Raw genomic sequence first — 25,201 nt, forward strand, 5'->3', positions numbered from 1 at the left:
CCCTAGCCGGGTTCAGACCCTGACGCTGCGCCGGCCCGGACCTCGTCCGCGCCGGCGCTTTGCGTTTGCCGCATCTCGGCCAGCTTCGTGCTGAAACCGAGCGCCAGGCAGATCTGCGCCGCGGCATAGGTGATCCAGACCGGCTTGATCTCGGCCAGCGGGCGCACATCCTTGAACCACCCCGCGGCCAGAAGGCTGTCGGAGATCACGAACAGGACCGCCCCGATGGCGAGCAGGCGCGGCCCCTTCACGAGGCCGGACGCCATCGCCATCACCAGGATGATCGCGTTGTAGAGCGTTGCCGCAAACGCCAGATCGCCCATGCCCGGGCGCAGCCAGGACAGCATCGCCGCCCCGTAAAGCGCCAGCGCGCCCGCCAGCACGAGACCGTCCCGCCGCCAGCCCTCGCGCCGTATCATCCAGATGAACAGGCCGAGATAGACCGCATGGGCCGAGGCGAAGGCGGCAATTCCGATCTCCAGACCGCCGCGAATCTCCAGCGAATAATCGCCGATCGCCGACAGGAAGAGCGCCAGCGCCAGCACCGGAGCCCGGCGCATCAGCGCGAACAGTCCCAGCATCACGATGCCCGACGCCTTGATGATCGGCGATCCCGGCACGCCAAGCCCCGCCATGTCGATCACCCAGTAGCCGGCAAGGCAGAGCAGCGCCGTCGCCAGATAGGCAGGCGCGGCCCAGCCCGGAATGGCGCCCGCCTTCGTATCGCCCGACATTTCCATAACCTGCACTCCGGTCTTTAAATGCGCTCCGGGCGGCCTAGAACCTGCCCCCGGTGTTCGACATGTCCGACATGTACGACAGGCGGGAGCAAGGAAGGAAGAGGCATGCGCAAGACGGCAGTGACGGCAATTTCAGGTCTGGTGCTCGCGACAGGCCCGGTCCTGGCCCAGGAGGCGCCGGTTCTGGAGCCCGCGCTCCAGCGCCTGCTCGATGCGGCAGCCCGGAGCGGCAACGCCGACGATCTGGCCGATGCGCTGCGCCTGATCGCGCTGAGCGAAGGGCGCGACGTTGCCTTTGATGCGGCCGCCCGCATGGGACGCCTCGACGCGGCGCAGGGCGTACTCGGCCCCGTGGTTGCCGAGGCTGCCGCCGACCAGCCGGTCGAGCCGGCCCCGGCCGATGACACGCCGCAGGCCGCTCCAGCCGAGTCCGGCACCCCCGCCGCGGCCGTCTGGCGCCGTGCCCCGGCCCAAGTCGCTTCGGCCTTCTACGGCGCTCAGTCCGACCTCTGGGATGGCCGCGTCCGGCTCGGGGCCCGCTTCGACAGCGGCAACTCGGACCGTCAGGACTATCTGGCCGGACTGGAGATCAAGCGCGCCCTGGCCGGCTGGGGCTTTGAGGGCGCGATCGAGTACGCCTACTCCGAGGTCAATTCCTCGGTCGGGCGAGACGAACTCATTGCCAATGCGCGCGGCGAACGCGAGGCCGGGGAACGTTTCACCTACTACGCGTCCGGCGAGTACGAACAGGACGCCCTGTCCGGCTATGACTGGACGACCTTCCTGGGCGCGGGCGTGGGCTACCGGCTCATCGAGAACGACACGACGAATTTTGTCCTGCGCGCCGGTCCCGGCATCCGCGTCCTGTCCGAACCCGATCGGCCCAACCAGGCGCGCGGCGCGCTCGATCTCGGCGCCGACTATTCCACCGCCTGGACGGATGCGGTCAGCTTCTCCTCGGAATCCTCGCTTCTGGTGTCGGACAAGTCGCGGGCCGACCAGCGCTTCGTGGTCTCCACGGCACTGGGCGAGGTCTGGGCGCTCGAACTGAAACTGCGTTACCGCCACGAGTTCGAGCCCGAACCCGGCTTCGAGGAGAGCGACACCCGCACCGACATCTCCATCGTGCGCGAGTTCTAGGCGGAGCAGCGCCTTCGATGCTTCGAGGCTCGCTTTGCTCGCACCTCAGCATGAGGGAGGTGGATTGGCTTTAAGACTTTGATATATCGATGATTTACGTCACTCAATGTCACGCATCCCCCTCACCCTGAGGTGCCCGGCAAAGCCGGGCCTCGAAGGGTCGGATGACGCGCGTCGGAATCTGGCCCTCTCTGGGTTCCGGGTCTCGCTACGCTCGCCCGGAATGACGAAAGGAGAGGGGTTTTTCAAACCACAACAAACCTCGTCATCCCGGACTTGATCCGGGATCCAGAGAGCGTGGAGCGCTGAAATCCCGGGCGGAGCGCGCACACCCGGGACCCGGCGAAGTGCCCCCTACCCGCCCGGCTTTCTGGCCCCGGTCACGCCCGGCTTGCCACCGCCCATGGGGCGGGTGGCGTTCGCCCCGGCTTCGCCCGAGGCGAACGCCTCGAGCCGGTCGACCCAGGCTTCCGCGCCCACGGCGATATTGATGACCGGGCCGGTCTCGACCCGGCGATAGGTGGAATCGCTGCCGATCACGAACCAGTCGCCCTCGTCCTCGATCAGGAAGGGCGAGCCGGAATCGCCCTGCGTGGTGTCGCATTCATGCGCGAACGTGGTGTCGGCGTAGATCTCGACCACGCGGCAATCGGTATTACCCGACAGATTCTCGCCCGTGTCCCAGGAGTACCCGGCCTGATAGATGCGTTCCTCCAGTCCGGCGCGGCGGCCAAGATCGCGGGTCAGCGTGCGCACGCCCAGCCAGCCGACCGTGTCGCCCAGCCGCCGGTCGAGCCGCAGCAGGGCCCAGTCGAGCGGGTCGTCCTGCTCCGTGCCCACGGCCGCGGCGCGACCGGGGTCGGTGAGATAGTCGATGACGCGGGCGCGCACCGGGCCCTCTTGACGGTCAAAACCGGTTTCGAATGTCCCGCGCGCATTCACGCGGCCCTGCTCGCCCTCGATGCAATGGGCCGCGGTCAGGAGGATGTCCGGTCCGATCAGCGTGGCGGTGCACGTGCCGCCCGCGTCCATCGACACCGTGCCGATGCGGCTCCAGGGCGCCTCGCCGGTATCGAGCAGGACCCGGTCGTCGCGGCCGAAGAAATGATCGTCGAAACTCATCGGCCGCTCGCGGCCGGCGCAATCGCTGCGATCGGTCCGCGCCTCGCAGCGCCCCGTGCCTTCGCCCGGCTCGTCGCAAACCCCGTTGAAGGCCAGATCGCAGGCATCGGTGCGAAAGCGCAGCCCGCTCAGATCCCCGCAATCGGCGAGGTCTGTGCCTTGCGTGCACACGCCCGTGCCCAGGCGCGGCTCGTCGCATTCGCCGTCATGGGCCCACTGGCAGGAATTGTCCTCCTCGCCGCTCATGATGCGCCAGCAATCGGACCGGTCCGTCCCGGCCGGGCAGGCGCCGGTACCCACGCCCGGCTCGTCGCATTCCATGTCGTTGGCGTGCTGGCAGCTATCATTGCCGCCGATGGCGCTGACACCGGCGCCCGGTTTGCCGGGCTTCTGAACGCTGGTCAGCCAGTGCTGCAGGTCGCGCGCGCTGAGCCGCTCTGGTGCCGCCGCCTGGCTCCACGCCGGCGCCGCAATCGAAATCAGCGCGAGGACCGCGCACACAGTGTGAAGAACACGCACAAACCGCCCCTGTTTTCCTGTCCGGCCCGTCTGTCCCCCAGCCGGACTGCCAATCCCGCAATTTCGTTCACAAGCATGAACCGGGGATGAAGGATACACCCACGCCGGGTTCAGCTACGGCGCGGCAGAATGGCTCCATCGTGACGCGAAAACCGTCAACTGAATCTGGAGGCCACTATGACCCGCCTGTCGAAACTTCTCGCGACCACCTTGCTGGCTGCCACCGGTGCGGTGGCCCTGTCTGCCGCCTCGCATGCCAATGATCGTGGCGCGCGCTGGCAGGCGCCGCAAGGCCATTTCGTCGTCAGCGCCGCCGCCTGCCCGGACCTGCGCGAGGATCTGCGCGACCGGCGCCATGATCGCTACGACCGCTATGATCGCCACAACCGCTATGACCGGCGCACCGACCGTCGCGACCGCCGGGTGCTGAGCTGCCCCCCGCGCGCCTGGGTCTACGTCCCAAGCCGGTATGAGCGCGCCCGCTACGATCATCGCATGCGACCGACGCATGCCGTCTACAGCCCGCGCCTGAACTCCTATGTCGTCCAGACCCGTTACGGCCATGTGCCGGTCCATATCGACTGGCGCGGTGCCGGGCGCGGCTATCAGCGGGGCCACGGCGTGGGCACGGGGCTGAGCTTCGAGTTCCGGTTCTAGGCCCCTGCTTGCGGGCTAGAGGGTGATCTCGCCTGAAAGATAATCGCGTGCTGTCCCGATCAGGCGCACGCGGCCATCGTCCCCGGTGCGCACACTCAGCGCGCCGGGGCGCGGGCCGATCTGGCGCGCATTCATCTCGCTCCGGCCCAACCGCTCCGCCCAGTAGGGCGCCAGCGTGCAATGAGCCGAACCGGTGACAGGATCCTCGGCATCCAGTCCCAGCGCCGGACAGAAGAAGCGCGACACGAAGTGCGCGCTCTTGCCCTCCGCGGTCGCCAGGACATTGACCCCCGTCGCCGCCAGCGCGCCGGTATCGGGGCGCAGGCGCGCGACATCGGCCTCATTGGCATAGACGAGCATCTGGTAGCGCGCGCCATGGATGCGCGCCACTTCGTACACCGCCGACGGCTCGATCCCGCCCATCGCGGCAACCACCGCATCCAGACGCTCGCCGGGCTTGTAGCCCACTTCAGGGAAGTTCATCTCGAACAGATCGCCCGCCCGGCGCACCGTCAGCCTGCCCGAGGCCGTCTCGAAACGCGCTTCCTCGCCGGTCACGTGATCGTTGCGGAACAGCCAGACGGCGGAGGCCAGCGTCGCATGGCCGCACAGATCGACCTCCTGGCCCGGCGTGAACCAGCGCAAGCGCCACAAATCCTCGTCCTGCTTCAGCAGATACGCCGTTTCCGACAGATTGTTCGACTTGGCGATGCCCTGCAGATCGGCGTCGGGCAGGGCCTCCTCCAGCAGCGTCACCCCTGCCGGGTTGCCGGTGTGCGGCGCATCGCCGTCGGGAAAGGCATGCAGCTCGGCATAGGGAAAGGTGCGCGTCATGATGCGTCTCCGGACGTGGGGGGCAGAATTGTCTCCAGCCAGGCCGCGACCGCGCCCGGATCGGCCGACCGGGCCGTGCGCCAGCGATAGAGATTGTCAGCATCGATCGGACGGCCGCCGGCGTCGAGCACCAGCACGGCCGGCACGCCCTCCAGCGGAACGTCGAGGCCGAAAGCGGCGACCAGCTGCTGATGCCGGTCGTGCCGTCCCACATCGACGAGCACGGTTTCCAGCCGCCTGCCCGGTCCTTCGGTGATGGCCGGTTCCTCGAGAAAGCCGGCAAAGGCGCGCGCATCCGGGCACCAGTTGGCCCCGAAGACCAGCATCAGCGCGCGGCCGGAGTCCTGCGCGCGCTCGCGCGCTGCAGCCACGCAGGGGCTGGCATCTTCGGCTTCGTCAAACGGGCGGGCCTCGCTCATTGCCGGGCTCCAGGCTGCGGAAAGGAGCTTTTCACCTAGACGCGCGCGCCTGTGCCGGCAAGAGGGCGAGACTTGCTCGCCCATGCCGCTCTCGGCTACCAACCGGGCCATGATACGTTTTGCGCTGGCCGCGAGCCGGCGTCCGGCTAGATGACGGCCTGTCGACGTCATCGAGCCGGCGGAAAAAGGACAAGAGCCATGGCTGCCCTGGATGCTGCGAACGAAACGCGCGTGACCTTCTCCTGGGAGGATCCGCTCCACCTCGACCGGGAGCTCTCCGAAGAGGAACGCATGGTGGCGCGCACCGCGCGCGAGTATTGCCGGACCAAGCTCCTGCCGCGCGTCCTGTCGGCCTATCGCGAGGAACGCTTCGACCGCGAGATCATGACCGAGATGGGCGAGCTGGGCCTGCTCGGCGCTACCGTTGCGGAAGAATATGGCGGCGCAGGGCTCTCCCACGTCGCCTACGGTCTGATCGCGCGCGAGGTCGAGGCGGTCGATTCCGGGTACCGCTCGGCGATGAGCGTGCAGTCCTCCCTGGTCATGTACCCGATCGAAGCCTTCGGCACCGAGGAGCAGAAGCAGAAATACCTGCCCAGGCTGGCCACCGGCGAATGGGTCGGCTGCTTTGGACTGACCGAACCCGATGGCGGCTCCGATCCGGGCGCCATGCGCACCACCGCCAAGAAGGTTGAGGGCGGCTATCTGCTCAACGGCTCGAAAATGTGGATCACCAACTCGCCCATCGCCGACCTCGCCGTGGTCTGGGCGAAGCTCGACGGCGAGATTCGCGGCTTCGTGGTGGAAAAGGGCACCGACGGCTTCGACTGCCCGAAGATCGAGGGCAAGATGAGCCTGCGCGCCTCGGTGACCGGCTCCATCTCGCTCAACGACGCGCTCGTGCCCGAAGACGCGCTCCTGCCGAACGTGAAAGGACTGCGCGGCCCCTTCTCCTGCCTGAACAAGGCGCGCTACGGGATCAGCTGGGGCGCCATGGGCGCAGCCGAGTTCTGCTGGCTGGCCGCGCGCGAATACGCCATGGAACGCATCGTCTTCGGCAAGCCGATCGCGGCCACGCAGCTGGTGCAGAAGAAGCTCGCCGACATGCAGACCGAAATCGCGCTCGGCTTCCAGGGCGCGCTGCGCCTGGGCCGCCTGCTCGACGAGGGCGCCTACGTGCCCGAGGCCATCTCGCTGATGAAGCGCAATAATTGCGGCAAGGCGCTCGATATCGCCCGCCAGGCCCGCGACATTCACGGCGGCAACGGCATTGCCGAGGAATATCATATCCTTCGCCACGCGGTGAATCTGGAAACGGTCAACACCTATGAGGGCACGCACGACGTGCACGCCCTCATTCTCGGCCGCGCCCAGACCGGGCTGCAGGCCTTCTACTAGGCGTCGGCGTGACAGAGGCGATCACGCTCGAGACCGACGGACGCGTCGCGCGCCTGGTTCTCGACCGCCCCGACAAGCGCAATGCGCTGAACGAGGCGATGTGGCAGGCCATTCCCGGCCTGCTGGAGCAGGTCGAGACCGACGACCGGGTGCGCGTGCTCATCGTCACGGGGCGCGGCGGCAGCTTTGCCGCCGGCGCGGACATCTCCGAGTTCGAGGATGTCTACGCCACGCCGGACCGGGCGGCGGCCTATTCGCGGACCATTGCCCGCGCGCTCGACGCCCTGGCCGCCGTGTCCAAGCCGGTGCTGGCGCGCATCGAGGGCGCATGTGTGGGCGGCGGCTATGCGCTGGCGCTCGCCTGCGATCTGCGCTTTGCCGCGCTCGGGTCCCGTTTCGCCATCACGCCCGGCAAGCTGGGCCTGCTCTACCCGTTCAACGATCTCAAACGCCTTGTCGACCTGGCCGGCGTCTCGACGGCGAAGGACCTGCTCTTCACTGCGCGCATGGTCGGCGACAAGGAAGCGCTCGCGCTCGGGCTGATCGACCGTCTGGAAGGCCCGGAAGCGCTCGACGAGGCGCTCGCCGCCTATATCGATCTCATCTGTGCGGGGTCGGCCCGCTCGGCCCGGATGACCAAGGCCATGCTCGCGCGCATCGCGGCCGGCCAGGCCGAGGACGACGCCGAGACCGAAGCCATGTTCCTGGACGCCTTCTCCAGCGCCGATTTCGACGAGGGCTATCGCGCCTTCCTGGAAAAGCGCAAACCGCGCTTCTAGGGGCGGACCAGACGTCGGCTCACCTGCTGCTTGCTTAAACCTCTCAGCCATCGGAGGCTCGGGTTTGCAGCTTCAAGGCAGGAAACGGGCGACGCATGGAGTTCTTCGAGATGATGGAGCGGCTCGCCGCGGCCCTGGCGATCGGCTTCCTTGTTGGCGTCGAGCGCGGCTGGAAGCAGCGCGAGGACGTGGAAGGCACGCGCGTCGCCGGACTGCGGACCTTCACGCTGATCGGGCTGCTCGGGGGTCTGTCCGGTATTCTGGGCCTCCTGCTCGGACCGGCGGCGTTTCTTGCCCTGGTCTTTGCCTTCGCGCTGCCCTGGACCCTCTACAAGGCGAGCGAGATCTGGCGTGAGGACGATGTCTCCATCACCGGCCTCATCGCCGGCATTGCGGTCTTCGCACTCGGTGCGCTGGCGAGCCTCGGACACATCCAGGAAGCGGCGGCGGCCGGGATTGCGCTCACAGCGATTCTGGCCGGCAAGGGCCTGTCGCACGGCTGGCTGCGTCAGCTGACCTGGCCGGAGCTGCGCTCGGCCCTGCTCCTGCTCGCCGCCACGCTGCTCGCCCTGCCGCTGCTGCCCGACCGGGCTCTCGACCCCTGGGGCGCCTTCAATCCGCACGAGCTCTGGCTCCTCACGCTCCTGCTGGCCGCCGCCTCCTTTGCCGGCTATGCCGGCCTTCGCATTTTCGGTCCGCGCCACGGGCTCTTTGTCGCGGGTGTGGCTGGCGCTCTGGTCTCGTCCACGGCGATGACGATCGACATGGCCAGGCGCGCCGCAAAGGGCGAGGCGGCGCCCCGCCTTGCCGCCTCGGTCGCCACACTCGGCAATGGTGTGATGATGGCGCGCGTCCTCGTGCTGCTGGCCATTGTCGCCCCGGCCTTGCTGACGACAGCAGGCCCGCCCCTGGCCGTCGCCAGCCTGACCTCCATCCTGATCGCCTTCGGCCTCGGACGCCGCGCGCTCAGGCATGCCGATTCAGACATGCCCGCCACGCCGGGCAACCCGCTCGACCTGCGATTCATCGCCCAGATCGCGCTGCTTCTTGTGACCGTTGTCGTCCTGGCCCGCCTGGCCTCCCATGTCTGGGGCGAGCAGGGTCTGGTGGGCTTTGCCGCGATTGCCGGGCTGGTGGATGTCGACGCCATTACGCTTGCCGCCGGACGGATGGTCACCAACGATACGGTCCCGCATGCCACGGGCGTGGTGGCAGTACTGGTCGCGGTAGGGGCCGACACCGTCTCGAAAGGCGTGCTGGGCGGGGTCATCGGACGTCAGGGATTTGCCTGGCCCTACGGCCTGGCCTCGCTCGCGGGGCTGGCAGCCGGGACCGGCACCTACGCGGCGATGCTCTGGCTCTAGCACCCGTCCACGCGAAAACGCCGCCCCGGCAGCCGGGACGGCGTTTTCTTTAGCTAGCGAGCGACCCTTTAAAGGTGCGCGGACGCCTAGCGGCGTGCGGTGCCGCTCTTGCTCGGCAGCAGACCTTCGCGCTGGGCGCGCTTGCGGGCCAGCTTGCGGGCCCGGCGGATCGCCTCGGCCTTCTGGCGCGCGCGCTTCTCGGACGGCTTCTCGTAATGGTTGCGGCGCTTCATCTCGCGGAAGGTACCCTCCCGCTGCATCTTCTTTTTCAACGCCTTGAGCGCTTGCTCAACGTTGTTATCGCGCACGACGATCTGAACGATGGTACTCTCTCCCTGGACTTCGCAACGGGCCTTGGGCCGCAGACTTGAGTTAAACACGGAACGGGCGCGAGACGTATCCGTTCCCTCGCATCCGCGCATGATCGCTACTAAAGAGGCGCGGGCTTTAGCAGAGGCCGAAGCCGGTGTCCATACAGGCGATGGAGTCGCACGCGCCTTGCTGCTGCGCCAGGACGCACCCGATCGGCCGGGCGGCCGCGCAAACAGGCTGCGTCAGGGCGTCCGCGTGACGCGCGCGCCGACAACCATTATGTAGGAGCTCATGACCCAGACTCAAGACATGCCGCCGCCCGCCGAAGACAGAAGCGAAGACAGCTCCGGCGCCCAGGAGGAGCGTTTCCCGCGCGCCGCTGCGGCCCGCCGCGCTCTGCTGGAGGCGGCCATCCCGGAGGCTGCCTTCGAAGGCTGGAACGAGGCGACGCTGGCGCGCGCGGGCGAAATCGCCGGCCTCTCGCCGGGCGAGATCGAGCTTTACTGCCCGGGCGGGGTGCTGGACCTGCTCGAGACCTGGTCGCGCCAGGGCGACGCCGCCGCGCGCGCCCAGATCGAGGCCGAGGGTCCGCCCAACCGGATTCGCGACAAGGTCACCCGCGCCGTGATGATCCGGCTGGAACAGTATGAGGGTGAGGAGGACGCCGCGGTGCGCGCCCGCGCCCGCCTGCTCCTGCCCGACGCGCTCGACCGTGGCGCGCGCCTCCTCTGGGCCACGTCGGACACGATCTGGCGCGCCATCGGAGACACGTCCACGGACGGTAATTTCTATTCCAAGCGCGCAATTCTCTCGGGCGTCTACGCCTCGACCCTGGCCATCTGGCTGGACGAGCACGATCCGGAAAAGCCGAAAACCCGCGCCTTTCTCGACCGCCGCATCTCCAACGTCATGCAGATCGAGAAGGTCAAGGCGCAATGGCGCAAGACGACGTCCGGCCTGCCCGACCTGACCGCCCTCGCCGCCCGTCTGCGCTACGGCCCGGGCCGGCGGAGCTGAGACCCCTAACCGCGTTCCACGATGTTCACATGGCCCATCTTGCGGCCCTCACGCACCTCGCGCTTGCCATAGAGGTGCAGCACCGCGCCCGGCTCCGACAGCCAGCGCTGCCAGTCATTCGCGTCCTCGCCGATCAGGTTGATCATGCGCGCCGGCGCGAAGGGTTCGGGGTCGCCCAGCGGCCAGCCCGCCACCGCGCGGATATGCTGCTCGAACTGGTCGCAGAGGCAGGCATCCATCGTCCAGTGACCGGTATTGTGCACGCGCGGCGCGATCTCGTTGACCAGTAGCTGCCCATCGCCCAGGTCGAACAGCTCCACACCGATCACCCCGACATAATCGAGCGCTTCGAGAATCTCCGTCGCGATGGCAAAGGCCGCCTCGCGGGTGCGGTCGTCGGCCTCGGCCGGCGCCGCGCTCTCGCGCAGGATGCCGTCCGTGTGCGTGTTCAGCGCCAGCGGATAGGCGCGCACCTCGCCCGACAGGGACCGGGCGGCAATGATCGACACCTCGCGCTCGAACCGGGCAAAGCCCTCCAGGATGGAGGGCGCACCGCCCACCGCCTCGAAGGCAGCCTCCGCGTCGTCCGGCGAGTTCAGCACCGCCTGGCCCTTGCCGTCATAGCCAAAGCGGCGCGTCTTAAGGATGGAGGGCGTGCCGATGGTCTGAACCGCCGCGCGCAGCTCGTCCAGCGTCGCCGCGGCCCTGAACGGCACGGTCGTGCCGCCATGGGCGTTCAGGAAGCTCTTCTCCACATCCCGGTCCTGGGCGACTTCCAGCGCCTTGGGATCCGGGCGCACCGGCGCGTGCTCGGCCGCGGCGCGCGCGGTATCGACCGGCACGTTCTCGAACTCATAGGTGACAACATCCACGCTCTGGGCAAAGCGGCGCACCGCATCGAGATCGGCATAGGCCGCGCGCACCGTCTCGCAGGCGACGCGCCCGGCCGGGCTGTCCTCTTCGGGAGCGTAGATCACCGCATCGAAGCCGAGGCGCGCGGCGGCCAGCGCCAGCATGCGTCCGAGCTGTCCCCCGCCGAGAATGCCGATCCGGGCTCCAGGCTTCAGCGGCGCAGTCATCGTCTAGTCCTCGACGGTTTCAGGCACCGAAGCGGTCTGCTCGGCGCGCCAGTTGTCCAGGCGCGCGGCCAGCTCCGGGTCGCTCAGCCCCAGGATCGACACGGCCATCAGCGCAGCATTCTTCGCCCCGGCCTTGCCGATGGCGAGCGTGCCCACCGGCACGCCGGCCGGCATCTGGACGATGGACAGAAGGCTGTCCAGTCCGCTCAGCGCTTTCGACTGGACCGGCACGCCCAGCACCGGGAGGCTCGTATGCGCCGCGATCATGCCCGGCAGGTGGGCCGCGCCGCCGGCCCCGGCGATGATGACCTTCACCCCGCGCGCCCGGGCCGTCCTGGCAAACTCGCTCAGCCGGTCCGGCGTGCGGTGGGCGGACACCACCTTGGCCTCATAGGCCGCGCCCAGCGCATCCAGCAGCGCGGTGCCCTCGCTCATGGTCGGCCAGTCCGAGCGCGAGCCCATGACAACGGCAATGGGGGCAGCACTGGCGGCGGTCGCGTCGCTCATGATCTCTATCCTGGACGGCGGGAAAGCGCGGCAGATTAATTGTGCGCCGCCGCGCGTCAAGCAGCAGCGCTTGCGCCGCGCTTAACCTTGACCTTTTCTTAACTGGCCGGGGGCCATGTTTTGGGCAGACGACGGACTTCCTGGAAAGGCCCGCCATGCGCATCCGCTCTGGCCAGTCGGTGACCGGCGCCGTATCTGCCCCGGCATCGCGGACCGAACGCGAAAAGACCTCAGGCGCACGCTCCTCGCGCGCGGGCGCGAGCGTGTCCGATACAGCCTCCATCATGGGTGTGCCCCAGAACGAGCTGACGCCGAACGTGCAGCGCGCCCTGCTGTCGCTGATGGGCGAGGTCGATCAGCTGCGCAAGGACACCGATGCACTGCGCTCCAAGGTGCGCGAGCTTGAAACCCTGGCCGACCGCGACGTCTTCCTGCCCGTGCTCAACCGCCGCGCCTTCCTGCGCGAGGTCTCGCGCGCGCTCGCCCTGGCCGAGCGCCACGATGCGCCTTCTGCCCTCGTCTACATGGATCTCAACGGCTTCAAGCAGATCAACGATACCCACGGCCATGCCGCCGGCGATGCGGCCCTGCGCGCCGTGGCCGACATCCTGGTCGCCCATGTGCGCGAAACCGATGCGGTGGGCCGGCTGGGCGGGGATGAATTCGGTCTGGTCCTGACGCTGACACCGGCCGGCCAGGCCGAGCACAAGGCCGGCGAGCTGGCCGAGACCATCGCCAACACCCCGATCCTGTATGAGGGAAGCGAGCTGCGCGTGGGCGCGGCCTGGGGCGTCCATCCGATCGAACGCGGCGTGAGCGTGGAAACCGCCATGAACCAGGCGGACGCGGCCATGTATGCGCGCAAGGCGGCGTCGGCGCGCGCCTGATCAGGCGATAATGTCGGGGTTCAGCTGGTCCTCGATGAAGGTGATCTCGTCCTTCAATTGCAGCTTCTGGCGTTTCAGCCGGACCAGCTTGAGCTGGTCGATCAGCCCGTTCTCCTGCGCCGCGCGCACCTGACCGTCGAGATCGCGGTGCTGCCCGCGCAGCGCGGCCAGGCGTTCGCGCAGGCCGGTATAATCGATTTCTCCGTCCATCAGGCCGTCAAATCCCTCTTGCGGCGCCGCGGCAGGCCGCCGCGCATGAAGCCATCATATCCGGTAGGGGGCCGAGGCCCGACATACGGGTCGTTCGCACTCGGCCGGATCGCGCCATACTACATTTTTTCGAGCGCGGAGAAAATCCTTTCCGCGAATGCCGCTATGCGTACACGATCGACCTGCGTCCCGGCATAGCGTCTCAGTCCGGCCTCGGCGCGCGCCCTCGCGCCGCCCTCGCCGCTCTGCTCGTCCTGGCTCTCGGCCGGTCCGCACGCCAGCCCCAGCGGCTCCAGACGCGCCTGCTGCAGGCGTTCGGCCTCCAGCTCGGCCTTCAGGATGGCCCGGCGCAGCGCCTGCGCCTCCTCGCCCTCAAACCCGTCCGGCGCCGGCTTCAGACCGTTGCGCGCGGCCCGCAGCGGCTCGACCACCTGCTGCTTCCACGGCGCGCTCAGGGCCATCGCCGCGTCGAGCCGGTCCAGCGGCTCGCCGCCGCGCGCCGCGACCCAGCAGATCCACAGGCCCAGATTGACGTCCAGCCCCTCGCTCTGAAAGGCCAGACACGCCGCCGGCACGCCCTCGCCGGCATAGACGCCGGTGGAAAAGCTCCAGAATCCGTCCGGCGCGTTCACGGTGCCCCGTCCCCCCGGCCGCCATCGCCCGGTCCGGACGATCGCGCCGCAGACGGACGTCGACCCTGCTCCAAATCCTCGCCCCAGCGCCGCGTCGGCGTCCAGTCCAGCCCGAACAGGTCGAGCGCCCGGCCCACCGACTGGTTGATCATGTCGTCCAGCGTCTCGGGATGGGCGTAGAAGGCGGTCAGAGGCGGCATGATGATCCCGCCCATCTCGGTCAGCGCCGTCATCGTGCGCAGATGGCCCAGATGGAACGGCGTCTCGCGCACCATCGCCACCAGCCGGCGGCGCTCCTTGAGCACCACGTCGGCGGATCGGGTCAGCAGGTTGGAGGTCACCCCGGTGGCGATCTCGCTCATCGTGCGCACCGAGCAGGGCGCGATCAACATGCCCAGCGTCTTGAAACTGCCCGAGGAGATCGGTGCGCCGACATCGGGCAGCTTGTAGGAATAATCGGCCAGCTCATGCAGCGCGCTCGGCTTCATCCCCGTCTCGTAGGACAGCGTCATCTCGGCGGCCTTGGTCACCACCAGATGGCTTTCCACCCCCAGCTCGCGGCAGGCCATGAGCGCGCGCACGCCGTAAATCACGCCCGACGCCCCGGACACCCCGATAATCAATCGATTTTTCACGCTCATGTCATTCATCCGTGCGCCGGAGCGGTTTTACCCTTTTCAGGGAGGGGGGTCTGGTGTTTCAATACACGTCTCTACATAGCGAAGGAGGCTCATATGCCAACTGCATCGCGTATCCGTGAACTCAATGCCCGGCACAGCAAGCTGGAGACCCGCATTGAAGAGGAACTCAAGCATCCCTCCGCCGATACCCTCCTTCTTGCCAAACTCAAACGGGAAAAACTTCGATTGAAGGAAGAGATTGCCGCCCTCGAACAGGATGAGCCGCTGGCCTCCTGACAGGTAGACCGGAAGGCCGGGAGCACCGCTCCCGGCCTTTTTTGTCACACCACGGCGATTGTCTGCAGACCCGCTCTTTGCGGCGGCGCGGCAAATGGGCAGAGTGGCCCCTTCGAAACGGAGGATGGCCATCGTGAAAGTCCTGCCTGCCTTGACCGCACTGGGCGCCGCTTTCGCACTGACCAGCGCGCCCGCGTGCAGTCAGAGCGCCAGCGAGCGCGCCGAGATCTGCCCTGACGGCTATGACGCCCTGTCGGAAAACGACGCCGGACGGGCCGTGGAGGCCTTCGAGGCCTGCCTGAATGCCCGCCAGTATGACTGGCCGGTCGAGGCGGAGCTGCGGCTGCGCCTGGGTAGTGCCCATCTCGGGCTGGAGCAGGGCCGCGAGGCGCTCATCGCCTTCAACCGGATTTTCGCGCTGATCGAGGATCAGGGCGGCAATGCGGACAACCCGCTCCTGCGCCGCAACCGGGCCGTGGCCTATCTCCAGCTCGAGCGTCCGGCCGACGCGATCGAGGATCTGGAAATCGCCGCCGCCGGCGTGCCCGACGACGCCTTCACCCATGTCCTGCTGGGCTCGGCCCATATGGACCTGGAGCAGCATGCCGAAGCGGTTGCCGCGTTCGACCGCGCCGTGCGCGCCGAGCCCGGCTTCCTGTCCGGCTGGGTCGGGCGCTCGGCCGCCTTCATCGAGCTTGAGCTGTATGAACGTGCCGTCGAGGACGCGCGCGAGGCCGTCGCCATCGAGCCGGAAAGCCCGGACGCGCTGAATGCGCTGTGCTGGGCGCTGGTCAATGACGGGCGCGCCGCCCAGGGCCTGTCCCTGTGCGAGCAGGCGGTCGAGGCCGATCCAGAAAGCGGCGCCATCGTCCACTCGCTCGCCTCCGCGCTCGAACAGGTCGGACGCGAGCGCGAGGCGCGCCGCCTGTTTGCCCGCGCCTACGAGCTCGATCCGGACAGCGACACCATCGCGGAAGACTACGAACGGACCCATTAGGCCGCCGGACCGGTTTACATCCGGTCCCGTCCGCGCGATATGGCGCGCCGGCTTGTTTGACCCGGAGTAAGAGAGCATGGCTCAGTCAGATCGCGTGGCGATCATCACCGGCGGCGCGCGCGGGATCGGCGCGGCGTGCGCGCGGCGTTTCGTCGAGGAGGGCGTCAGGGTCGTCATCGCCGATGTCGAGGAAGACGCCGGCGAGGCGCTCGCCAAGGATCTCGACGCGGGCAAGGGCCGGGCCCTCTTCGTCGATTGCGATGTCTCCGACAAGCTGGCCGTAGCCAATCTGATGGCCGAGACCCGCTCGGCCTTCGACCGGGTCGATGTCCTCATCAACAACGCCGCCATCGTCGCGGACGGCGATATTCTCGATCTCGAAGTGGCCGATTTCGACCGCGTGATGGGCGTCAATCTGCGCGGCGCCTTCCTGGTCGCACGCGCCGTCGCGCGCCAGATCGTCGGCCAGATCGAGGACGAGAGCATGCGCAGCGACGAATGCCGCAAGCGCTACGCCATCGTGAACATGAGTTCGGTCAACGCGCAGGTCTCCATCCCCAACCAGCTCGCCTACTCGATGTCGAAGGGCGCGCTCAACCAGATGACCAAGTCGATGGCCCTGGCCCTCGCCTCCCAGGGCGTCCGGGTCAACGCCATCGGACCGGGCTCGATCAATACCGATCTGCTGAAAGCCGTCTCCGACGACAAGGTCGCGCTCGAACGCATTATGAGCCGGACCCCGCTCGGACGCCTCGGCGACCCGGACGAGATCGCCTCCATCGCCTGGTTCCTGGCCTCGAAAGACGCCAGCTACATCACCGGGGAATGCATCTACGCCGATGGCGGCCGCCTCGCCCTGAACTACACGATGAGCAAGCGGGACGACTGAGTTCACCCGGCGCCATAATAAAAAAAGCCCCCGGCCAGACGTGACCGGGGGCTTTTTCTTCAAAGGCGCTATAACGCCGCGCTAGTCTTTCGGCTTGCCGAACAATTCGTCCAGCGTGGTCGGTGCGCCGGCGCCCTCTTCGGCCTCTTCAGCCGGGGTCAGCGTGTCCTGCGCGGATTCCACCTGGCCTTCGTCTTCCATCTTCTGACGGCGCGCGGAGGCTTTCTTCACCTGCTCGTCGAGCTCGATCTGGCTGCACAGTCCCAGCGAGACCGGGTCGGTCGGCTTGATATTGCTCGAATTCCAGTGCGTGCGCTCGCGCACCGCCTCGATCGTCGTCTTGGTCGTGCCGACCAGCTTGGAAATCTGCCCGTCGGTCAGCTCGGGGTGGTTGCGCACCAGCCAGGCGATCGCGTCCGGACGGTTCTGGCGGCGCGACAGCGGCGTGTAGCGCGGACCGCGGCGCTTCTGCGGGGCATGAAGCTCGGCATATTTGGGCGGCAGCGGCGTCAGGCGGTAGGTGGAATCCTTCTCCGCCTTCTCGATTTCCTCGCGCGAGAGCTGGCCGCCCGCAACCGGGTCGGCGCCGCGCACGCCGGCGGCGACATCGCCATCGGCAATGCCCTTCACCTCGAGGCGGTGCAGATTACACAGATCGGCGATTTGCTCGAAGGACAAGGCGGTATTGTCCACGAGCCAGACCGCAGTCGCTTTCGGCATCAAAATGTCGGCCATCAGTCCTGAAATCCTTTTGGTTAGACGCCATGGTCGCAACACGCAAAAACCCGGCGCCGGGCGCCGGGTTTTCCGTCGTTCCGGCCTCTTTCAAACGAAACGCAGGTCTCAGATGGAAGAGGATTTAACCGCAATATAGCCGCTCGGGGCCGGGTTGAAAACCACACCCGTAATCAGGGACGCAGCAGGATCTTGCCCGCATGTTCGCCTGAGTCCATGCGCGCATGCGCCTCGCGCACCTCGTCGAGCGGGAAGAGGGTATCGATGTGCGGGTCGACCTTGCCCGCCTCGATCCACGGCCACACCGTGGCGTGAACCGCGCGGGCGATCGCGCCTTTCTCCTCCACCGGGCGCGCGCGCAGCGTCGAGCCGGTGATCGTCTGGCGCTTCAGCATCAGGCCCATCAGGTCGACCTCGACGCGCGATCCCTGCAGGAAGGCGATCATGACCAGCCGTCCGTCGCGGTTCAGGCAGGACAGATTCTTCTGCACGTAATCGCCGCCGACCATGTCCAGGATCACGTCCGCGCCGCCCGCCTCCTTCACCCCGGCCGCCCAGTCCTCGCTCTTGTAATTGAAGACGCTATCGGCCCCGAGGCGGCGGCAGAGATCGCATTTGGCCGCGTCTCCGGCGGTCGCGAACACGCGCGCGCCGTGCGCCTTGGCCATCTGGATAGCGGTCGTGCCGATACCGCTCGCCCCGCCATGGACCAGCAAGGCCTCGCCGGGTTTCAGGCCCGCCCGGTCGAACACGTTCGACCAGACGGTGAAGACGGTCTCGGGCAGGCCGGCGGCGTGCTCGATATTCAACCCGGCCGGGGCCGGCAGCACGCAGGGCGCCGGCGCGCGGGCAATATCGCCATAGCCGCCCCCGGCGACCAGCGCGACGACCGCATCGCCTTCGGCCAGGCCTTCAACGCCTGCGCCCGCCTCGATCACATGGCCGGAGACCTCCAGGCCGAGACCTTCCGGCGCCCCCTGCGGCGGCGGATAGAGCCCCTGGCGCTCGAACACGTCGGGCCGGTTCACCCCGCTCGCCGCGACCTTGATCAGCACCTCGCCCGGCCCGGCCGGTGCCAGCGTGCGTTCGACCAGTTTCAGTGCCTCGGGACCGCCCGGCTCGGGCGCGATGACGATGCGCGATGTATGATTTTGACTCATGGGACGGGACTCTCCTCGGCTGCCTCGCTACAATCGCTCGTTCAAGCCACTCTAGGGAGGCCGTCCATGTTCCATGAAGACGCGCCGCGTGCAAACGCTGCGGCCATTGTGCCCGGAGAGGATTTATCCGGGTTCTCCATCGAGGATCTGGAAGATCGCAAGGCCGTACTGGAAGCCGAACTCAAACGCACCGACACCTTCATCGACAGGAAACGCGAAGGTCTGGCCGCCGCCGACGCGGTGTTCAAGATCTGAACCTGGCTGACCTCCCGGTGCACTGCGGTGCACTCCGGCGCACCCCGCGCGGCCCGGTTGGCCCCGGATTTGCTCCTTAGACGTTAATTCGGGACACAGCGTCCCAACCCGGCAACGCAAGAGAAACCAGATGACCCCTATCGAGACCAGCCAGGACGGCCAGATCAAATCGCCCGCGCAACGTGTCGCCGATTTCGCCGGGTCGGATGTGTTTCGCAAGCTGTTCCGCGACGGGATGGATCTGGTCGAGGAAACGGCAGCCTATCTCGACGGGCCGGGCCGCGAGGACGCCAAGCGTCTCGGACGCGCCGGCGCCCTGTCCTACGCGGCCGAGAGCATGGCGCTGACCACCCGCCTGATGCAGTCGGCCTCCTGGCTTCTGGCCCAGCGCGCGGTCGCCGAGGGCGACATGACGCCGGCCGAGGCCGCCGACGAGAAATACCGCCTGTCCGAAGTGCGCGGCTCCGACGCCGCCTGGCCGGCCGGCGACGATCCCTGCCCGGTCCGCCTCGCTGATCTGGTCGAGCGCGGCGTGACCCTCTATCAGCGCCTACGCCGCCTGGACCAGAGCCTCTTTGCCGAGAGCGAAAGCTTCGAGGGTCAGACCCCCAACCCGGTCCAGAGCCACATCTCGCGCCTGGAAAACGCCTTCGGCGCGCGGATCTAGGGCATTTTCAGCAAAAGTGGACACTGGTTTCGCGGCTCGAAAATGCTCTGAAACCAGACCTAGACTTCGAACCCACTGCCGACGGTTCGGAGAAAGATGTTCATTTTTTCGAGGTCACGCGTGCTTATCACGTGGTGCAAAAAAGCGATATTGGCCTCGTCTGAGGCATCGATTAAATCTCTAAGCAGCTCTGCGTTCTTCAAAGCGACACCGTCAAGTGACGCCCTTGCCGTTACGACCTCCTCCGCGGGGGTCTGTACGAGCCAAGTGTACATTTTTCCAATCAGCCCTGCGACAACGTCTGAGATTTGAATGCCAGGTTCGGACTTCGAGTCGGAAAACCTATAATGACCCACAAGTTGTCCGCCTGACGAAAGCTTCATAGCATCGATTTCTTTTTGAACAGTATCTTCGTCGTCAAGAATATGCTCCGAGTTCTTGAAAATCGCAATTCGATTCACATAAAAGATCGAAAAATCCTGTATAAGTTCGTGCGGTTCGAAGCCCTCAATGAATTCCATGCTTGGAATATTGCGTCCAGCCTGAAGCATCCCCTTCAACATCATCGCGTTGAAATCTGGTAGTAGCCCATGTTCGCGCTCCAGAATACAGAGCAAATCGTTCAGGAAAGGCTTTCTATTCTCTGGCGTGAGATTAGGGTAATCGTATCGGTAGAACATGCTTGCTGTCGCGCCCAAGTCGGCTCGCAGCAATGCCGTTAAATCAGCTTTGAGGTCGTGGTGTAGAGCATAAAAATGCGGCTCAGCTAATCCGTGGAGAATAGAGTCTATAATGTCGACTAAGGCCCAATGGATGGGGTCTAGGGCGTGATAGTGAGCAAGTAGGTCGTTATCGGCAATCCATTGCAGAAAGATGGCGATCTTGTTTGACTTCAATACATCAATAAATCCGCCCTTAGCAACGTGTTCGAATTTGATCTCGGGCGCACTTTTCTGGATACGCATCGCATCGCGAAGGGATTGAATGTCCAGCACGCGAGGCGGGCCGCTATGGACGACACCACCCAGGACAAACACGGACGGGTCCGAGACATTGAAGCGGTCTTCTTTGATGCGAAGCTTCTTAATGTTGTTGGTCTCGTCATAATAAAACACATAATGTGAATCTGCTCCTACGAGGCCAAAGGCTTTTATCGGTAAATCTCGAATATCATTGATGTCCATTATTCAATTCAACCTCGCATAAAAAGAAGCAAATTTTTTGCCCATCCCGTTCGGCCTAAAAAAAGGGACACACACCTATTTCTTCTTTTCCACTCCGCCGAGAAGCCGGCTGCATCTGGCAGGCGTCAGCCTATGCTCGCGCCGGTCGACATGAAAGCGCACGCTCGATCCCGGTGTGCTTGGGCGCGAGCCTGCCGGGCGAGCAGTAAAAGGGTGTGCGTCCCCGAATTCGTGTGCTCCCGATTTCCAGCTTTTTGCTGTAGAAGCACCGTTGACGCTCCAATTCATAGCCTAGAGAAGCCCCCTCAACCTGTCCGTTTTCTATTTTTAAGAGTACGTATCGAACCGCAGCGAGGCGATCCAGACCGCAGGACCAATTTGTGTGGCGAATTGGCAAATGGAACTTTGAGACAAGTGACGCTTGCTCCGACCTCTCTGCGGAGAAGACTCCCGCTTGAGATGCGGTGACAATTAACTCATCAGCAGAACGTTCCACATTCCCGTCCAAAAAAAGTGTTCCGCTAAAATTCTCCGGGGCAGCGCTTTCGTCTGTAAGGCAGTGCCATGTGCAGATTCCTTCTGCGTCTTGGACTTCTCCGCAGCCGATTAAGTAGCAAAATGCGGTAATGAGCGTCAGGGGTAGCCAGATAAACTTGTTCATTCGCACCCTCCTGACTGAAACCAGCCAGCCCCTCCAAGACCAAAGCCTGATGGGTGTGAAATAGGTGTGTGTCCCCGTTTAACCCGCGGTCACGAAGCAAAGGATGTGACTCTACGCGCCGACTCGGCGTAGGTGACTTAATCGTCGGCCTGTCAGCATTTTAGGTGAATCGAGATGAGCACCCGAGAAACTCCTGACATTCCCGAAAATCCCGTCTTTGAGGAGTTTCGCGGAATACTAGTCTGGTTGGCGACCGGTAATGGCGTTGGGCTAACGGTCGGATTGTCGACAGCAATCACACTTAGTGTAGAGCTAGATACGAAATTCAGTATTGCCCCGTCTGTCTTTTTTGCGGCAAGCTTGGTATGAAAAAATCGTATTAGGTTCAGGTCGAGATGAGCGCGAAATAAGTCTTTTCTGGATTCTGTTTGGCGCTTCTTCGTTCCTTTTTTCCCTAGCCATTATTTTAACGATTGCGTTGGCTTATAGTATGGTCGGTCGTTCTGCTTAGACGCCACCTATCGGCGGGACGAGGTTAGGTACCGGTCGCACCGGATGGGCCCTATCCATCGCGAAAATGATCGTTTCCGCGATGCTTCGGTCGCGGGCCTTTAGCTCCGCACCCGGAACCGATTTCCCCGTCCCGAAAACCTTCGCGAATTTCCGGGCTACTCGTAAGTTTGATTGTCGGCCTATTAGCCGCGCATCGCCCACACGGCAAAGCCCACACCCCCAAACAGAAAGACGCCCGCAGCTGAGGGGTGCTGCGGGCGTCTCTCAAAAGGGCCTTGGCGCTGGGTCGAAATGGACCCTGACGCCCTCGTGTTGAGGGGGGGTAAGGGCGTGTTTAGACGCCGAAGCCCTTGAACTTGTCTTTGAAGCGCGACACGCGGCCGCCGCGATCAAGCAGCTGCTGGCTGCCGCCGGTCCAGGCCGGGTGGGTGCGCGGATCGATGTCCAGCGTGATCGTCGCACCTTCCTTGGCGTAGGTGGAGCGGGTCTTGAACTTGGATCCGTCGGTCATCACGACTTCGACGAAGTGGTAGTCCGGATGAATGTCTTTTTTCATGGTCGCCGCTCCGGCAGGTCGTTTTTTCAAGCTATTGAGGCGGCCCTGGTCCGGCCGCCCCGCGCACGCAAACTGAATTTCGAGCGGCGGTCTATACACCCCTCGCACCGGGCGCGCAAGGCATAGTGCCCAGCGCTGCGCAGGCTAGCGATCGGTGAGCTTCAGCTCGATGCGCCGGTTGCGCGCCAGCGAGGCCGGATCGCGCCCTTCGGCAATCGGGTGATGCTCGCCGAACCCGGCCGCCAGCAGGCGGCTGGGCGGCACGCCCATGTCGATGAAGGCTTCCACCACCGACAGCGCCCGCGCGGTGGAGAGCTCGAAATTGCTGTCGAACGGCGCGTTGGGGCCAAGCGGAATCGGATCGGTATGCCCGTCCACGCGTAAGATCCAGTCGATATCCTCGGGGATTTCATCGGTCAGCTGGATGATCGCATCGGCAATCGGCTCCAGGCTCTGGCGCCCTTCCGGCGACAGCGTGGCCGAGGCGGACTGGAAGAGCACATCGGTCTCGAACACGAAGCGGTCGCCGACCACGCGCACCCCGGTGCGGTTGCCCAGGATCTCCACCAGCCGGCCGAAGAATTCGGAGCGATAGCGCGCCAGGCGCGCCACCTGGCTTGCCAGCGCCGCGTTCAGCCGCTCGCCCAGATTGACGATCTGGCTTTCCAGCTCTTCCTCGCGCGCCTCGCTGGCCTCCAGCGCCTCGTTGAGGCGGGCCAGCTGCTCGCGCAGGGCGGCCATCTGGTTGTTCAGAAGCGTGATGGTGGCCTGCGCCTCCTCGTTCAACGCCTCTTCCTCCTCCAGCGAGTCCGACACCGCCGCCAGGCGCGCCCCGACCGCGTTCAGCTCCTCGCTCATCTCGGCATTGGCCGCGCTCAGCGCTGCGTTTTCGTCGGTCAGGCTGGAAATCTGCAGGGAGAGCTGCTCGTTCTCGCTGCGCGCCATGTTCAGTTGCTCGGCGAGCGAGGACAGGCGGGCATTGAGTTCGGCCAGCTGCTCGTCGCGCCCGGTCAGGGCCTGGGACAGCGCGAACTGGCCGGCGGTGAACACCGCCAGCAGGAAGATGATGACCAGGAGCAGCGTCGCCAGCGCATCCACGAAGCCCGGCCAGTAATCGCCGCTATCGCTCTGGCTGATCCTTAGATGCTGGGGCAGTGCCAAGGTGTGCGTCCCCCTTCTAGTGGTCGTCGCCGCCGCGCCCGCGGCTCATCTTCGCCTGGGCTTCCAGCGCGCGGATCAGCACCTTGATCTCGTCGCGCAGCATGCGTGCGGCTTCGCGCTGGCTTTCGGCCGCATCCTCGGCAATGCGCCCCATCGTGGTTTCCAGCGCCCGGTTCTGGCGCTCCATCGTATGGGCCAGCCGGTCGAGCGCATCGGTCGTCTGTTCGAGCAGCGCGCCGATATAGGCCGAGCTCATCTCCCCGTCCTCGCTGGGCGCAGCCCCGGCCGGCGCCGCCGCGCTGAGGCGCGATATGGACGACAGCCATTCCTCGATCTCGTTATAGAAACGGTTCTGCGCCCGGCTCGCCTGCAATTCGAGAAAGCCGATGACCAGCGACCCGGCGAGACCGAAGAGCGAGGAGGCAAAGGCCGTGCCCATGCCCGAGATCGGGTCCTCGATCGCGCGCATCAGGGCCGCCGCATCCGCTTCCCCGCCGGTTGCCGTGGCCGAGACCGCGCGCACCGCCTCGCCGACATCGCCGACGACCAGCAAAAGGCCGTAAAACGTACCCAGCAGTCCGAGGAAGATCAGCAGCCGGCCGAAATAGCGCGTGAACGCGCCGCTCTCGGCCATGCGCGCCGCGACACTGTCCAGCACGACGCGGGTGGAGGCCGCCGACAGGCGCGCGCGGCCGTCGGAGGCTTCGGCGACCAGCGTGGCCATCGGCGCGATCAGCGCCGGGGGCGCCGGCAGGCGCGTGGCGTCGTCGCTGTCGCGCAGCCGGACCAGCCAGCGCGCGCTCGGCCCGATCGCGATGGCCTGGGCGAAGGTGTAGACAATGCCGATGACCAGCACCGCCAGGATCACGCCATTGATGGCGGGATTGGCCTGGAAGGCGGTCAGCAACGGCTCGATGATGAGAAGCGCCACGGCGGCCACAGCAGCCAGGAAGACGCCCATCCACAGGATATACTGACCGGGCCCGGTGAACTTCACCTTGCGCGGCGGGGGCGGCGGCGGCAAATCGCGTGCGGCCATGAACTGGACCTCCTCATCACCCGTTCGGATACCATGGATTGCGCGGTCAGGTATCAGAGGCAAGCTCTTTGACTGTTTTTAGGCGGCGCTTTGGCGACAAGCCGGCCATGCTCTGCTTTCCCGGCCCGCCGGTTACCCGGCGCGCCGCGCCGCGGCGCCCTGCCCGTTGCCCCGCCTGTTGCCCTTGCGTCAAAACACCGCATTTTCAAAGGCTTGGTCATTTTGCCGCGGCCAGTTTGCCGCAGTGAATTGTGCGCAGGCCGGCGTATATCGGGTCTCATCCAGACGCGGCACGTGTCGCGCTTCGCGATGATCCAGGGAGATCCACGATGAAATCGCTTTCCGTTATGGCCGCCGCCACGATGGCCGGTCTCGTCTTCGCCGGCTCGGCCATGGCCGAGGACCACCAAATCGAGATGTACACGCGCGGGCCGGATGGCGGCTCGATGGTCTTCGTGCCCAACTATCTCGAGGTCGCGCCCGGCGACACCGTGACCTTCGTGTCCACCCAGCCGACCCACAACGCACAGTCCATTCCCGGCATGCTGCCGGAGGGCGCCGAGCTGTTCACCGGCCGGATGAATCAGGACGTCTCGGTCACGCTGACCGAAGAAGGAGTCTACGGCATCAAATGCCTGCCCCATTACGGCATGGGCATGGTCGCGCTGATCAAGGTCGGCGAGGGCGAACCGGCCAACCTTGAAGAAGCCTCGGGCGTGCGCCATCCCCCGCTCGCCCGCCGCACGCTCGAAGGCCTGCTGGCCCAGGCCGCCGCAGAGTAGCATGGCGCGATCTCAACCGCACAATGCAAAACGGCGCGCCTTCAAGGCGCGCCGTTTTTTGTCCGTCAC

Annotated in this window: 29 protein-coding genes; 13 read left to right on the top strand and 16 right to left on the bottom strand. The window is 65.8% G+C overall.

From position 1 onward, the window contains the following. Nucleotides 1-2 precede the first annotated feature (2 nt). On the bottom strand, nucleotides 3-734 hold the full coding sequence (locus tag E5162_RS08110; RefSeq protein WP_158291241.1) for a lysoplasmalogenase: 732 nt from the start codon (nucleotides 732-734) through the stop codon (nucleotides 3-5). 111 nt (nucleotides 735-845) lie between these two features. Here E5162_RS08110 and E5162_RS08115 point away from each other — a divergent pair, with 111 nt between their 5' ends. Then, complete coding sequence (locus E5162_RS08115; RefSeq protein ID WP_158291242.1) at nucleotides 846-1,880, top strand: DUF481 domain-containing protein; 1,035 nt, start codon at nucleotides 846-848, stop codon at nucleotides 1,878-1,880. 354 nt (nucleotides 1,881-2,234) lie between these two features. Here the strand turns inward: E5162_RS08115 and E5162_RS08120 are convergent, their stop codons facing one another. Further along, on the bottom strand, nucleotides 2,235-3,521 hold the full coding sequence (locus tag E5162_RS08120) for a trypsin-like serine peptidase (protein WP_233342069.1): 1,287 nt from the start codon (nucleotides 3,519-3,521) through the stop codon (nucleotides 2,235-2,237). Nucleotides 3,522-3,698: 177 nt separating this feature from the next. Between E5162_RS08120 and E5162_RS08125 the strand changes: the two genes are divergently transcribed. Further along, complete coding sequence (locus E5162_RS08125; protein WP_135944711.1) at nucleotides 3,699-4,178, top strand: hypothetical protein; 480 nt, start codon at nucleotides 3,699-3,701, stop codon at nucleotides 4,176-4,178. Nucleotides 4,179-4,193: 15 nt separating this feature from the next. Here the strand turns inward: E5162_RS08125 and E5162_RS08130 are convergent, their stop codons facing one another. Both E5162_RS08130 and E5162_RS08135 read right to left on the bottom strand, forming a co-directional pair. Then, entirely contained in the window at nucleotides 4,194-5,012 is an 819-nt protein-coding gene (locus E5162_RS08130; protein WP_135944713.1) for a PhzF family phenazine biosynthesis protein, read from the bottom strand. Further along, on the bottom strand, nucleotides 5,009-5,431 hold the full coding sequence (locus E5162_RS08135) for a thioredoxin family protein (RefSeq protein WP_158291243.1): 423 nt from the start codon (nucleotides 5,429-5,431) through the stop codon (nucleotides 5,009-5,011). The genes E5162_RS08130 and E5162_RS08135 overlap by 4 nt, the downstream gene beginning before the upstream one ends. Nucleotides 5,432-5,629: 198 nt before the next feature. On the opposite strand from E5162_RS08135, the gene E5162_RS08140 reads away from it, so the two are divergent. The 3 genes from E5162_RS08140 to E5162_RS08150 all read left to right on the top strand — a co-directional run bounded on the left by E5162_RS08140 (nucleotide 5,630) and on the right by E5162_RS08150 (nucleotide 8,972). Next, entirely contained in the window at nucleotides 5,630-6,829 is a 1,200-nt protein-coding gene (locus tag E5162_RS08140; RefSeq protein WP_135944717.1) for an acyl-CoA dehydrogenase, read from the top strand. An 8-nt stretch (nucleotides 6,830-6,837) separates the two neighbouring features. Then, complete coding sequence (locus E5162_RS08145) at nucleotides 6,838-7,608, top strand: enoyl-CoA hydratase/isomerase family protein (protein ID WP_135944719.1); 771 nt, start codon at nucleotides 6,838-6,840, stop codon at nucleotides 7,606-7,608. A 95-nt stretch (nucleotides 7,609-7,703) separates the two neighbouring features. Further along, nucleotides 7,704-8,972: an MgtC/SapB family protein gene (locus E5162_RS08150; protein WP_135944721.1), complete on the top strand. Its 1,269-nt coding sequence runs from the start codon at nucleotides 7,704-7,706 to the stop codon at nucleotides 8,970-8,972. 86 nt (nucleotides 8,973-9,058) lie between these two features. Here E5162_RS08150 and rpsU read toward each other — a convergent pair whose 3' ends face one another. Then, nucleotides 9,059-9,394: a 30S ribosomal protein S21 gene (gene rpsU / locus E5162_RS08155; RefSeq protein WP_371872226.1), complete on the bottom strand. Its 336-nt coding sequence runs from the start codon at nucleotides 9,392-9,394 to the stop codon at nucleotides 9,059-9,061. A gap of 181 nt (nucleotides 9,395-9,575) precedes the next feature. Between rpsU and E5162_RS08160 the strand changes: the two genes are divergently transcribed. Next, complete coding sequence (locus E5162_RS08160; protein WP_233342071.1) at nucleotides 9,576-10,301, top strand: COQ9 family protein; 726 nt, start codon at nucleotides 9,576-9,578, stop codon at nucleotides 10,299-10,301. Between the two features lie 5 nt (nucleotides 10,302-10,306). Here the strand turns inward: E5162_RS08160 and E5162_RS08165 are convergent, their stop codons facing one another. Next, the gene (locus E5162_RS08165; protein WP_135944722.1) at nucleotides 10,307-11,380 is read right to left on the bottom strand and encodes a 5-(carboxyamino)imidazole ribonucleotide synthase; all 1,074 of its coding nucleotides are present in this window, start codon (nucleotides 11,378-11,380) and stop codon (nucleotides 10,307-10,309) included. Nucleotides 11,381-11,383: 3 nt separating this feature from the next. Beyond that, nucleotides 11,384-11,887, bottom strand: coding sequence for a 5-(carboxyamino)imidazole ribonucleotide mutase (gene purE / locus E5162_RS08170; RefSeq protein WP_135944723.1), 504 nt, complete (start codon nucleotides 11,885-11,887; stop codon nucleotides 11,384-11,386). Between the two features lie 155 nt (nucleotides 11,888-12,042). On the opposite strand from purE, the gene E5162_RS08175 reads away from it, so the two are divergent. Then, nucleotides 12,043-12,774, top strand: a complete 732-nt coding sequence (locus E5162_RS08175) for a GGDEF domain-containing protein (protein ID WP_135944724.1) — start codon at nucleotides 12,043-12,045, stop codon at nucleotides 12,772-12,774. Here the strand turns inward: E5162_RS08175 and E5162_RS08180 are convergent, their stop codons facing one another. From E5162_RS08180 to E5162_RS08190, 3 genes are all read right to left on the bottom strand, one after another. Next, nucleotides 12,775-12,984 (bottom strand): YdcH family protein, encoded by a 210-nt coding sequence (locus E5162_RS08180; RefSeq protein ID WP_135944726.1) that lies wholly within the window; start codon nucleotides 12,982-12,984, stop codon nucleotides 12,775-12,777. A 119-nt stretch (nucleotides 12,985-13,103) separates the two neighbouring features. After that, the gene (locus E5162_RS08185; RefSeq protein WP_158291244.1) at nucleotides 13,104-13,616 is read right to left on the bottom strand and encodes a TIGR02444 family protein; all 513 of its coding nucleotides are present in this window, start codon (nucleotides 13,614-13,616) and stop codon (nucleotides 13,104-13,106) included. Continuing rightward, nucleotides 13,613-14,257, bottom strand: a complete 645-nt coding sequence (locus E5162_RS08190) for a UbiX family flavin prenyltransferase (RefSeq protein WP_206751076.1) — start codon at nucleotides 14,255-14,257, stop codon at nucleotides 13,613-13,615. The genes E5162_RS08185 and E5162_RS08190 overlap by 4 nt, the downstream gene beginning before the upstream one ends. A 93-nt stretch (nucleotides 14,258-14,350) precedes the next feature. Between E5162_RS08190 and E5162_RS08195 the strand changes: the two genes are divergently transcribed. The 3 genes from E5162_RS08195 (at nucleotide 14,351) to E5162_RS08205 (ending at nucleotide 16,419) form a co-directional block, all read left to right on the top strand. Then, the gene (locus E5162_RS08195) at nucleotides 14,351-14,533 is read left to right on the top strand and encodes a YdcH family protein (RefSeq protein WP_135944731.1); all 183 of its coding nucleotides are present in this window, start codon (nucleotides 14,351-14,353) and stop codon (nucleotides 14,531-14,533) included. 133 nt (nucleotides 14,534-14,666) lie between these two features. After that, entirely contained in the window at nucleotides 14,667-15,530 is an 864-nt protein-coding gene (locus E5162_RS08200) for a tetratricopeptide repeat protein (protein ID WP_233342072.1), read from the top strand. Between the two features lie 76 nt (nucleotides 15,531-15,606). Beyond that, the gene (locus E5162_RS08205) at nucleotides 15,607-16,419 is read left to right on the top strand and encodes an SDR family NAD(P)-dependent oxidoreductase (RefSeq protein ID WP_135944735.1); all 813 of its coding nucleotides are present in this window, start codon (nucleotides 15,607-15,609) and stop codon (nucleotides 16,417-16,419) included. Between the two features lie 81 nt (nucleotides 16,420-16,500). Here E5162_RS08205 and E5162_RS08210 read toward each other — a convergent pair whose 3' ends face one another. Further along, the gene (locus tag E5162_RS08210; RefSeq protein WP_135944737.1) at nucleotides 16,501-17,154 is read right to left on the bottom strand and encodes a DUF1013 domain-containing protein; all 654 of its coding nucleotides are present in this window, start codon (nucleotides 17,152-17,154) and stop codon (nucleotides 16,501-16,503) included. 173 nt (nucleotides 17,155-17,327) lie between these two features. After that, on the bottom strand, nucleotides 17,328-18,314 hold the full coding sequence (locus tag E5162_RS08215; protein ID WP_135944739.1) for an NAD(P)H-quinone oxidoreductase: 987 nt from the start codon (nucleotides 18,312-18,314) through the stop codon (nucleotides 17,328-17,330). Nucleotides 18,315-18,380: 66 nt separating this feature from the next. On the opposite strand from E5162_RS08215, the gene E5162_RS08220 reads away from it, so the two are divergent. Together E5162_RS08220 and rcdA are read left to right on the top strand one after the other, a co-directional pair. After that, nucleotides 18,381-18,569 carry a DUF1192 domain-containing protein gene (locus E5162_RS08220; RefSeq protein WP_158291245.1) on the top strand — a complete coding sequence of 63 codons (189 nt, stop codon included), beginning with the start codon at nucleotides 18,381-18,383 and terminating at the stop codon, nucleotides 18,567-18,569. 130 nt (nucleotides 18,570-18,699) lie between these two features. Next, entirely contained in the window at nucleotides 18,700-19,236 is a 537-nt protein-coding gene (rcdA, locus tag E5162_RS08225; protein WP_135944743.1) for a protease adaptor protein RcdA, read from the top strand. Between the two features lie 59 nt (nucleotides 19,237-19,295). Here rcdA and E5162_RS08230 read toward each other — a convergent pair whose 3' ends face one another. The 4 genes from E5162_RS08230 to E5162_RS08245 all read right to left on the bottom strand — a co-directional run bounded on the left by E5162_RS08230 (nucleotide 19,296) and on the right by E5162_RS08245 (nucleotide 24,350). Further along, the gene (locus tag E5162_RS08230) at nucleotides 19,296-20,420 is read right to left on the bottom strand and encodes a DUF3800 domain-containing protein (RefSeq protein WP_135944745.1); all 1,125 of its coding nucleotides are present in this window, start codon (nucleotides 20,418-20,420) and stop codon (nucleotides 19,296-19,298) included. Between the two features lie 1,508 nt (nucleotides 20,421-21,928). Beyond that, complete coding sequence (gene rpmE / locus E5162_RS08235; RefSeq protein ID WP_135944747.1) at nucleotides 21,929-22,150, bottom strand: 50S ribosomal protein L31; 222 nt, start codon at nucleotides 22,148-22,150, stop codon at nucleotides 21,929-21,931. 144 nt (nucleotides 22,151-22,294) lie between these two features. Continuing rightward, nucleotides 22,295-23,311 (bottom strand): peptidoglycan -binding protein, encoded by a 1,017-nt coding sequence (locus E5162_RS08240; protein WP_135944749.1) that lies wholly within the window; start codon nucleotides 23,309-23,311, stop codon nucleotides 22,295-22,297. A gap of 16 nt (nucleotides 23,312-23,327) precedes the next feature. After that, a complete protein-coding gene (locus E5162_RS08245; protein ID WP_135944750.1) occupies nucleotides 23,328-24,350 on the bottom strand; it encodes a hypothetical protein in 1,023 nt (340 codons plus the stop codon). Nucleotides 24,351-24,679: 329 nt separating this feature from the next. On the opposite strand from E5162_RS08245, the gene E5162_RS08250 reads away from it, so the two are divergent. Next, nucleotides 24,680-25,132, top strand: coding sequence for a pseudoazurin (locus tag E5162_RS08250; RefSeq protein ID WP_135944752.1), 453 nt, complete (start codon nucleotides 24,680-24,682; stop codon nucleotides 25,130-25,132). Nucleotides 25,133-25,201 lie beyond the last annotated feature (69 nt).

This window comes from Marinicauda pacifica (assembly GCF_004793635.1).
Taxonomy (GTDB): Bacteria; Pseudomonadota; Alphaproteobacteria; order Caulobacterales; family Maricaulaceae; genus Marinicauda; species Marinicauda pacifica.